Below are 7,887 nucleotides of genomic sequence, written 5' to 3' on the forward strand. Positions count from 1 at the left end.
GTCTTGAACATTCCAAACTATGCACGTCGAACGGTCAGCCACCCCTGCGCAGTCTAGAAAGAAAAAATGGCTGATGGAACCCGCAAATGGCTGGTCCAGTCCTCACACCGCTTCCCTTGCCCAGAGCCTGTGGCCATGGCGGCGGAAATAGCGCGCCACCAGGCGCTGCTGCTTGGCCCTGATCAGGTCGGGCAGGCGCCGCTCCTGGCGCCAGCGCGGTATGTTGCGCCAGCAGGCTATGAAGCGGGCGGCGTCCTCGATTACCTCCTGCGCCGAGAGTGCCGGACCGATAGCGGCCAGGAACAGCGCCTCCGACGGTTTCAACTCGTCGATCACCGCCTTGCGCCTGACGTGATCCTGACGGGCGTGGGCGATGCCGCTGCGACGGATTGCTTCGAAGGCTTCAAGCAAGGCCAGGCTGTCGCCGGCGTAGCCGCAGGAACGGGCAAAATCGGCGGCAAAAGCGTCCATTATCGCTCCCGGGTCTGATGCAGTGGGCAGGTTCGTACCCGACTCACATTTTCATACATTTATGAAAGCATAACTCAAATTATGCTAGAAGAAAAACTTCTGGGAAAGTTTGAAAACTGCGACTCGACTCCCGGCGTAAAACACAGGAATATGCGAACAAATCAGGAACAAAGACGAGGCAGGGGCGATGGCATTGCCGGGCAAGGAACCAACGATCGCGCATGTCGCCTCGATCTCGGTCGAGTGCGCCGATTGTGGCCGCAACAGGTGGTGGCGACCCGATCAGCTGAAGCGGTTCGGGGTGACGGGGAATACGCCGCTGTCCGCTCTGTCGGGCCGTATCGTCTGTTCGGCCTGCCGCGCCGACGGACTGCCGGGGACGGCGATTTCGATCCAGGCGGCGTTTGTCGACGAGCGCCAGCGCGTGCGCAGCGAAGCGCGGATGCTGAGCGACAGGGATGTGCCGCTGGAGGGATCGCGGCGGGCTTGAGTGGGAGGGTGCCAGCGCTGGTTCTTCCTTCTCCCGCAGGGGGAGAAGGAAGAGCATCCCTTGCTCAATACCCCAGCAATTCCTTCAGCGGAATCACGCGCCAGACATGTTTGATGGCGTAGCGGTTGAAGGTCAACGTCTTCGGCGGGTTGTACTGCTCGACGACCAGCTCGCCCGCCGTGCGCTTGACCAGCTTTTTGATGAAGGCCTTGCCGTTGCGCTCGTTTTCCTCCGGGAAGGTCTCGATCACCACATGGTCGCCCGGTACGGCGTCGCGGCCGCCGCAATAGATCAGGTCGCCGGGCTCGTAACGCGGCACCATGGAATCCGAGAGCACGTGCAGGGCGAACACCTTCGGCAGGTTGCGCACGCCCGGCGGGCGCTGGACGTAACCCGCCGGCTCGCCGTTGAAGGTGAAATCGCCATCGTCGCCACCGACGGCCGCGCCCAGCACCTCGATGTCCATCGAGCTGGCGGGTAGCGGACCTGCATCGGTGACGATCTCCGCATCGGCAACCGGTCCGGCATCGTCGAGAAACACGACCTGCCCCTGGCCCAGCGCAACCGGGTCGACGCGCAGGAAGGCGGCGGTCTTCAGCAGGTTCTCGGTCTTGGGCAGATTGCGGCCGGTTTCCCAGTTGCCGACGGCGGCGACATCGGTGTCGTTGTGTTCGGCGATGTGGCGCATGACCAGGCCGCGCTGCTTGCGCGCCTTGCGGATCGCCGCTCCGACCTTGATCGACAGTTCCGTTTTTGCCATGGCGCCCATGTGAGGGATGAAAGCCGCTCTCGTCTATGAAAGAATGGCTTGCATCTATTTTCGAGTTATGCTTATATCCGGTCATGCAAAACCTGTCCAGCTTTGATGGCGCCGAGTCGCCGGCCTCACGCGAGGCGCGCCCGGCGGTCATAACCGCCCATTCCCTTTCATCCCGGCCGTTCCGGTCGCCGGAGACAGGCGGACCGGACCCGAGGCTCGTGCGGTCAGGCACTGGGCCTCGGGCTTCATCCGGGCCGCCTGTCTCCGGCGACCGGAACGGCCGGAGCCGCCGCTCCCAGCGGCTTCGGCCCCCAATTCGGCCGGCATGGCGCCGGCTCTGTTTTTGCGGCAGGCCGATCCTGCATCCGCACCGAGGACGGCACCGTCATCCTGTTCGACAGGCTGACGGGCAGGGCGGTTTCCGCCCTGGACAGAAACACGGCCGAAGCGCGGCTTCTGCACCTTGCCGGCGGGAAATCGGCCCAAGCCGGCTGAGGCTGGCCGGCTGAGAGCCGGCTCTTGAAAAACAACCTGACTGCGGCCTGGCGACCGGGTCGAACCTTGACGCTGCCCGACGGCGCGCGGCCGAACTTTGGATGGAGCTGGATATGGCAAGCTATAGCGACGCGGAATTGCACGAGATCGCCCGCTGGCTGAAGGATGGGTTCTCAGCCTCCAGGATTGCAGTCGCGTTCAGCGCGTTGCGCGGCAGTCCGGTGTCGCGCGACGCCATCATCGGCATCGTGCACCGCAACGCCATGCTCGGCGCGATCGGCTTTGCCAATGGCAAGGGGCCGCCGCCGCGATCCAGGCAGGCCGTGGGCAAGCGCGCTGGAAGCAAGCGGGCGAGTGGCGCGTCGGCGAAAGCGACGCCTGTCGTCGGCAAGATGGAGGGCGTGCTTGCCGCCAAGGACATCCATGCGCGTGAAGTGGCCCGGCCCAGGCGCGCGCATTCGTTCGTGCGCGAGGTGGGCGTGCTGATCGCCGACGGCGTGGCCTATCGCCTGGAGGCGCCGGCGCCGCCGCGCGCGGCCATCGGCCGGCAGCCGCATGGCGTGGCGATGCGCTTCATCGATTGCCTGTTTTCACGCTGCCGTGCGCCGCTGGATCTGACGGTGGAGGGGGATCCGGACATTTCTATTGCCGAAGAGGGGGCGCCAGGCAGCCGCCCAGGCGCCGACATGCTGTGCTGCGGCATGCGCACCGGGGCGCTGAAAAGCTATTGTACCTACCACCAGGCGCGCTTCCAGCGCCGCGTATTTGTTGCGACGGGGTGAGGTTTGATCTCTTCTCCCCCGTTCACGGGGAGAAGGTGCCGGCAGGGCAATGAGGGGCAGCGCTGACGAGGCAGGATGGAAGCTGACATGAAATTCAAGCATCCGATTCAGATGCCACTTACCGAAGCGCTGGCGCCGCCCCTCATTGCCCTGCCGGGCGTTCGCTGTTCGAAAAGCCAAGCAATTGGCTTTTCGTCCGCTGCGCGGATCACACCTCACCCCCGTAAACGGGGAGAAAGAAGCAAAGCCCTATTTCGGCATCTGCCCGCCTTGCTTGGGCGTGCGGCTCTGCATGCTCCTTGCGTCCATCGCTACCGCCGGGTTGCCCTCGCCGACCAATATGCCGGTCACCCGGGCAAAGCCGGTAAACACCTTCATGGCGTCGGCTTCGGAAATCTGGGCGGCAATCGCCGCGCTGCAGGCGTTCAACGCGCTGCGGTAGACATGGCCACGCCGCTCCAGCGGCCAGCGCTGGAGAAAATCGGCGGCTTCGCTGACGCTGTCGATCTCTTCGATCTCATCTTCCACCCGCACTTTGAGCGGCACTCCGGTTTTCATCGTACCCACGGCGTTCACCTTCGCTTTGCGCGCGGCTCCAGCTACCGCACCCATAAACGCGCCCCGCTGGGGGCCGGTTGCATCAATTTTTCGGGCGGCGCCCGCTCCTCACGGGCTAGCCACCGCATCCAGCCAGTCATGGGCGCGGCTTTTGGGCCTGTCGACCAGGATGTTCTGCTGCTTGGCCGCCCTGGTGAAGGCGTCGAACGCGATGCGCTGGCAGCAGATGCCGTCCACGGCGAGCGTAACCAGCCGGGAAGCCTCGAGATAGCCAGGCGCTGTCTTGTCGGGCCATTGGTGGCGCAGTGCCTCGGCGGCTCCGGCCACCGAACTGACCAGCATGGTTTTGTTGTCGCAAAAGCGCACGGTAACCGGCATGAAGGCTGTCATCGGCGAACCTCCCCTTGGCATGGACGCGACATAACGTCGAAAGCTCGCGCCGGTTCCATCAGCCTGGATGCCGGACGACAGGGATGCTGGCGCGGCGGCGAAGAGGCGACGACCTCCGGTTCATTGAAGGCCAACCGAGCAGCGCTCCGCTCCGCTCTGCCACCGCGTGGGAAGATGCCCGGCAGGGCCGAGGGCGCGCGAAGGATCGCCACGTGCCGGCCTCCCACCACCATCCCAACCAGGAGCCTCCCATGAGCAAAAAGACCAGACCCGCAAAACCGCAGGCGCCGAAATTGCCGAAGGGCGAGGCCGAGCAGGTGCGCATACGCCGCGAGATCGGCCATGATTTCGCGCTCAGGGATGACGCCCTCGGCCGCAAGCGGCTGGCAGCGGGCACGCTGGAGGCTGCGCGTGTCTACGAAGTGTCGAATGACGGCTACGCCGCGACCGGCGGCATCGTGCGGCTGCGCGCCATCGATGCGCTCGTCGGCATCACTTCGCTGTCGCGCCAGCAGCGCGAGGCAGGCCTGCGCTACCGCGAGGATTTCCGCTGCAGTCAGCAGGCTGATGTCAAGCCGATGCGCTGGACCGAGCGCATCGACGGCGGCCGCGAGGGCGGCGGCATCGCCGACAGCGTTCTCGACGCCGGCAGGGCCTATGCCGCCGCCACAAGAGCGCTAGGCCATTGGGAGGTGGCCGCCGTGGTACGACAAGTCTGCTGCGCGGACGGTTCCCTCAAGCGCCTGTCCGAGCAGACCGGCGAGGGCCGGAACGTGGTGACGAAGCTGCTGAAGGTGGGGCTGGATTTGTTGGCAGTGCATTACGGGATGATGATGAGGAGGCGGGTGGGGTGAGCGGCGCAAATATCCGGCCGGCGGCGCCGGCCGGATCATTTTTCACAGGATCAGATCATCGGCAGACGCGGATTTCCTCGACGATCCTGTGGTGATGGCGCCAATGCTTGACCAGTGCGATGTGGCAACGGTGGTGACGGTGGTAATAGCGCGGCCTGTAGCCGTTGTCATAGGCGTCGTACTGGTAATAAGGGCGATAGTAGCGATCGCCATAGTCGTAACCATTGTAATAATCGTCGCCGTAATAGTCGTCTGCATAGCCGCCAATGCCGATACTGATACGGCTGCGGGCGTCGGCGGGGGCGATCATCGCCGCCGCCGAAGCAATGGCGATAACCGAAACAAGCAGGAGCTTTTTCATAGCTGCCTCCTTTTCAAGGTTAGGCTAATATATAACTGCCGAGTTGCAGCCTCGTTCCACAGATTCGTAAGATGTGACGAACAATACAGACCGGGGCGCAGATGCCCAGGCGCCTAAAACAAGGCCCTCTCCAATGGCCCCGCCAGTGTCTCGGCAAAGCCCGTCGCCAGATGGTGCCTGTCACGAAACGCCAGCTTGCCTGATATGACGACGTGGCAGGAGGTCGGGCCGCAGAATTGGTTGGTGAGGTCGATGTAGCGGGTGTCGGGCACGCTGGTCACCACGGCGCGCTCGGTGGCGGCGGTGCTGTCGTTGGCGGCTTCGGCCCTTGGCGTGTCGCAGTGCGGCGAGGGTGCCTCGCGCCACCACAGGGTGCGCGCCACGCAGGAGCCGGCGAAGCTGGCGTTGATCGGCGTGTCGCGGATGACTGCCGTCTCGACACCGGCCCGGCTGAAGGCCTGCAAGGTCGAGCGCAGGCCGGCCTGCCAGCGCGCCACTTCGGCGGTGCGTTCGGCGGCGGGCAGATCGCGGGTCAGATTGCCGATGGAAAATTCGGAGATCACCACCAGGCGCGGCTTGCGGCGGATGATCTCTGATATGGCCTGCTCGCGCCAGGCGTCGCATTCGGTGTAGTCGCGCTTCAGCACCGTGTTGAAGGTGGAGAGCCGCGAGGCGCGGCACGATGATTTGAGGTAGGTGACCACCTTGGTGTCGTTGCGCCTGGCTGCTTCGATCAGCGGCGTCGACCAGTGGTCGGCGTGCGAATCGCCAAACAGCACGATGGTGCGGGTGGCATCGGCCGGGCCGAATGTGCAGGGTTTCGGCGTCACCGTTTGGAAGTCGGCCAGGCAGTTCTTGTCGACGGCCCGCGCGATGGAAGGTCTTTCGGCCGCCTGCTCGATGCCGCGCTGCTCGGGACCGATGTTGCGCGTGGCCAGATGCGCATTGGCGTAGGCGACCGCCACGCCGGCACCGGTCAGCGCCAGCGCGGGTGCGAGCGCGCGAGCGCCCACCGTCAGCCAGGCGCCGCGTCGTGCCGGGTTCTCGATGAGGTGATAGGTGAGCACCGACAGCGCCAGCGCCAGCACGCCGCAGCCCAGCCGCTGCGGCACCGTAAGATCGGGCGTCAGCATCCCGGCGTAGACGATGACCGGCCAGTGCCAGAGATAGAGCGAATAGGAGAGCGTGCCGATCCATTGCAAGGGCGGCAGCGACAAAGCGGTGGCCGGGCCAAGGACGTGCCGGTCGGTCCGCCCGTTGGTCTGTTCCCCGCAGCCGCCGCTCAGCAGCACCAGCACGGTGCCGGCAACCGGCAGCAGTGCATACCAGCCGGGGAAGGGCAGGTCCTCGCTCAACAGGCGATAGGCGGTCGCAATCAGCGCCAGGCCGAGCCAGCCAAGGGCTGGCCGCAGCCAGATGCGGTGCTGCAGCAAAGCCATGGGGACCAGCGTCGCCAGGCCGCCGGCAGCGAACTCCCAGGCGCGCAGCGGCGAGAAATAGAAGGCCCAGGCCGGCGCCGCGCTGGTCAGCCACAGGCAGGCGGCGAAGGAGGCGAGGCCGACCACGCCGATCATGGCTGCGGCCGTTCGCCGGCCCGGCCGCAGCCAGGCGGCCAGCAGAAGCAGCGCCGGCCAGGCCAGATAGAACTGCTCCTCCACCGACAGCGACCAGAAGTGGATGAAGGGATTGCTGGTGGCGTCGGCGGCGAAATAGTCGAACGACCAGCGCAGCAGCCACAGATTGATGGCATAGGCGGAGGCAAACATGGCGCCGCGCGAATAGAGCGCCTGCTCCTGCGGCGCCAGGATGAAGTAGCCGGCGGCCAGCGTGACCAGGATGACGAACAAAGCTGCCGGCAGGAGCCGCCGCGCGCGCCTGGCATAGAAGCGCCAGAGGTCGAGCCGGCCGGTCTCGCCGATCTCCTGCATGAGATGGGTCGATATCAGCCAGCCCGAGATGACGAAGAAGATGTCGACGCCGGCAAAGCCGCCGGGGAGCGCGGTGAGGCCGAAATGGTAGGCGACGACGCCGCCGACGGCGAGCGCGCGCAATCCTTGTATGTCCGGCCGGAACGATGCTGCCACGACGGCTCCCTCGTGCAAGCCCAGCCCCTGTGCAATGTCGGCGGTGCAGGCCGATATCGCAATGCAACAAATTATCGCAGTGCAACATGGCAGAAATGGGGAGATGGGCCGGGTGCCGGCCGGGCCCGATCCTTGCGTGGCTGGCTTGTCTGCACACCTGCGGCAGACGCAAAACAGCCCCGCGCGGGGCTGTTTCTCATTCGGGTTGCTGGACTGCTACTTGCTGCCGCCGTTCGCTTTCACGCTGCTGCAGAATTCGGGATGGCTGTTGGCCGCAGTGGCGTCCTTCGCCTCGTCCTCGCAGGCCTTCATCATCGCGGTCTGGTCGTCCGGCGTAAGGGCCTTCCAGGCTTTCACGAAGTCGTCGTTGCTGACCATCGTCTTCATGCTGCTATCGGTGTAGAAGGGCTGCATCTTGGCTGGATCGTCGAGAGCCGACGTTTTGGCAAACGCCGCGCCGCCGACCATCGAAAGTGCCATGGCGCCCAAGCAGATCATCTTGATGTTCATGGGTACTCTCCTATTGCTTTGGGATCGTCGAAGCAACGATCCATTGGAAAACGACAGGTTTGGGTGAAAGTTCCGGCATTTTTTGCGTAAAAAAGCCGAAACGAGGAAAAATATAGCCGAAAAACTTGAAAC

The 7,887-nt window shown here is 64.7% G+C and carries 10 protein-coding genes; 3 read left to right on the plus strand and 7 right to left on the minus strand.

What is annotated here, in order from left to right:
* Positions 1-102 precede the first annotated feature (102 nt).
* Positions 103-471 (minus strand): hypothetical protein, encoded by a 369-nt coding sequence (locus ENZ75_RS13515; RefSeq protein WP_027160847.1) that lies wholly within the window; start codon positions 469-471, stop codon positions 103-105.
* A 187-nt stretch (positions 472-658) separates the two neighbouring features.
* On the opposite strand from ENZ75_RS13515, the gene ENZ75_RS13520 reads away from it, so the two are divergent.
* Entirely contained in the window at positions 659-961 is a 303-nt protein-coding gene (locus tag ENZ75_RS13520) for a hypothetical protein (protein ID WP_024501757.1), read from the plus strand.
* Positions 962-1,025: 64 nt separating this feature from the next.
* Here the strand turns inward: ENZ75_RS13520 and ENZ75_RS13525 are convergent, their stop codons facing one another.
* Complete coding sequence (locus ENZ75_RS13525) at positions 1,026-1,730, minus strand: helix-turn-helix transcriptional regulator (protein WP_013530583.1); 705 nt, start codon at positions 1,728-1,730, stop codon at positions 1,026-1,028.
* Between the two features lie 599 nt (positions 1,731-2,329).
* On the opposite strand from ENZ75_RS13525, the gene ENZ75_RS13535 reads away from it, so the two are divergent.
* On the plus strand, positions 2,330-2,998 hold the full coding sequence (locus ENZ75_RS13535) for a GcrA cell cycle regulator (RefSeq protein ID WP_063170293.1): 669 nt from the start codon (positions 2,330-2,332) through the stop codon (positions 2,996-2,998).
* A gap of 249 nt (positions 2,999-3,247) precedes the next feature.
* Here the strand turns inward: ENZ75_RS13535 and ENZ75_RS13540 are convergent, their stop codons facing one another.
* Positions 3,248-3,556, minus strand: coding sequence for a DUF982 domain-containing protein (locus ENZ75_RS13540; RefSeq protein ID WP_063170292.1), 309 nt, complete (start codon positions 3,554-3,556; stop codon positions 3,248-3,250).
* A 108-nt stretch (positions 3,557-3,664) separates the two neighbouring features.
* Positions 3,665-3,946, minus strand: a complete 282-nt coding sequence (locus ENZ75_RS13545) for a DUF982 domain-containing protein (RefSeq protein ID WP_013530587.1) — start codon at positions 3,944-3,946, stop codon at positions 3,665-3,667.
* A 251-nt stretch (positions 3,947-4,197) separates the two neighbouring features.
* Between ENZ75_RS13545 and ENZ75_RS13550 the strand changes: the two genes are divergently transcribed.
* Positions 4,198-4,800 carry a DUF6456 domain-containing protein gene (locus ENZ75_RS13550; protein ID WP_063168642.1) on the plus strand — a complete coding sequence of 201 codons (603 nt, stop codon included), beginning with the start codon at positions 4,198-4,200 and terminating at the stop codon, positions 4,798-4,800.
* 55 nt (positions 4,801-4,855) lie between these two features.
* On the opposite strand, the gene ENZ75_RS13555 is transcribed toward ENZ75_RS13550, so the two are convergent.
* From ENZ75_RS13555 to ENZ75_RS13565, 3 genes are all read right to left on the minus strand, one after another.
* On the minus strand, positions 4,856-5,161 hold the full coding sequence (locus tag ENZ75_RS13555; RefSeq protein ID WP_027160843.1) for a hypothetical protein: 306 nt from the start codon (positions 5,159-5,161) through the stop codon (positions 4,856-4,858).
* 113 nt (positions 5,162-5,274) lie between these two features.
* Positions 5,275-7,245 carry an acyltransferase family protein gene (locus ENZ75_RS13560; protein ID WP_063168641.1) on the minus strand — a complete coding sequence of 657 codons (1,971 nt, stop codon included), beginning with the start codon at positions 7,243-7,245 and terminating at the stop codon, positions 5,275-5,277.
* A gap of 216 nt (positions 7,246-7,461) precedes the next feature.
* Positions 7,462-7,755 (minus strand): hypothetical protein, encoded by a 294-nt coding sequence (locus tag ENZ75_RS13565; RefSeq protein ID WP_013530594.1) that lies wholly within the window; start codon positions 7,753-7,755, stop codon positions 7,462-7,464.
* Positions 7,756-7,887 lie beyond the last annotated feature (132 nt).

The sequence above is a fragment of the Mesorhizobium sp. M7A.F.Ca.CA.002.04.1.1 genome (genome assembly GCF_004022805.1).
Taxonomy (GTDB): Bacteria; Pseudomonadota; Alphaproteobacteria; order Rhizobiales; family Rhizobiaceae; genus Mesorhizobium; species Mesorhizobium ciceri.

Coding starts and splice junctions, on each gene's coding strand:
- ENZ75_RS13555 (WP_027160843.1), bottom strand. CDS start 5,161: ATGAAAAAGCTCCTGCTTGTTTCGGTTATCGCCATTGCTTCGGCGGCG.
- ENZ75_RS13550 (WP_063168642.1), top strand. CDS start 4,198: ATGAGCAAAAAGACCAGACCCGCAAAACCGCAGGCGCCGAAATTGCCG.
- ENZ75_RS13565 (WP_013530594.1), bottom strand. CDS start 7,755: ATGAACATCAAGATGATCTGCTTGGGCGCCATGGCACTTTCGATGGTC.
- ENZ75_RS13535 (WP_063170293.1), top strand. CDS start 2,330: ATGGCAAGCTATAGCGACGCGGAATTGCACGAGATCGCCCGCTGGCTG.
- ENZ75_RS13545 (WP_013530587.1), bottom strand. CDS start 3,946: ATGACAGCCTTCATGCCGGTTACCGTGCGCTTTTGCGACAACAAAACC.
- ENZ75_RS13525 (WP_013530583.1), bottom strand. CDS start 1,730: ATGGGCGCCATGGCAAAAACGGAACTGTCGATCAAGGTCGGAGCGGCG.
- ENZ75_RS13540 (WP_063170292.1), bottom strand. CDS start 3,556: ATGAAAACCGGAGTGCCGCTCAAAGTGCGGGTGGAAGATGAGATCGAA.
- ENZ75_RS13520 (WP_024501757.1), top strand. CDS start 659: ATGGCATTGCCGGGCAAGGAACCAACGATCGCGCATGTCGCCTCGATC.
- ENZ75_RS13515 (WP_027160847.1), bottom strand. CDS start 471: ATGGACGCTTTTGCCGCCGATTTTGCCCGTTCCTGCGGCTACGCCGGC.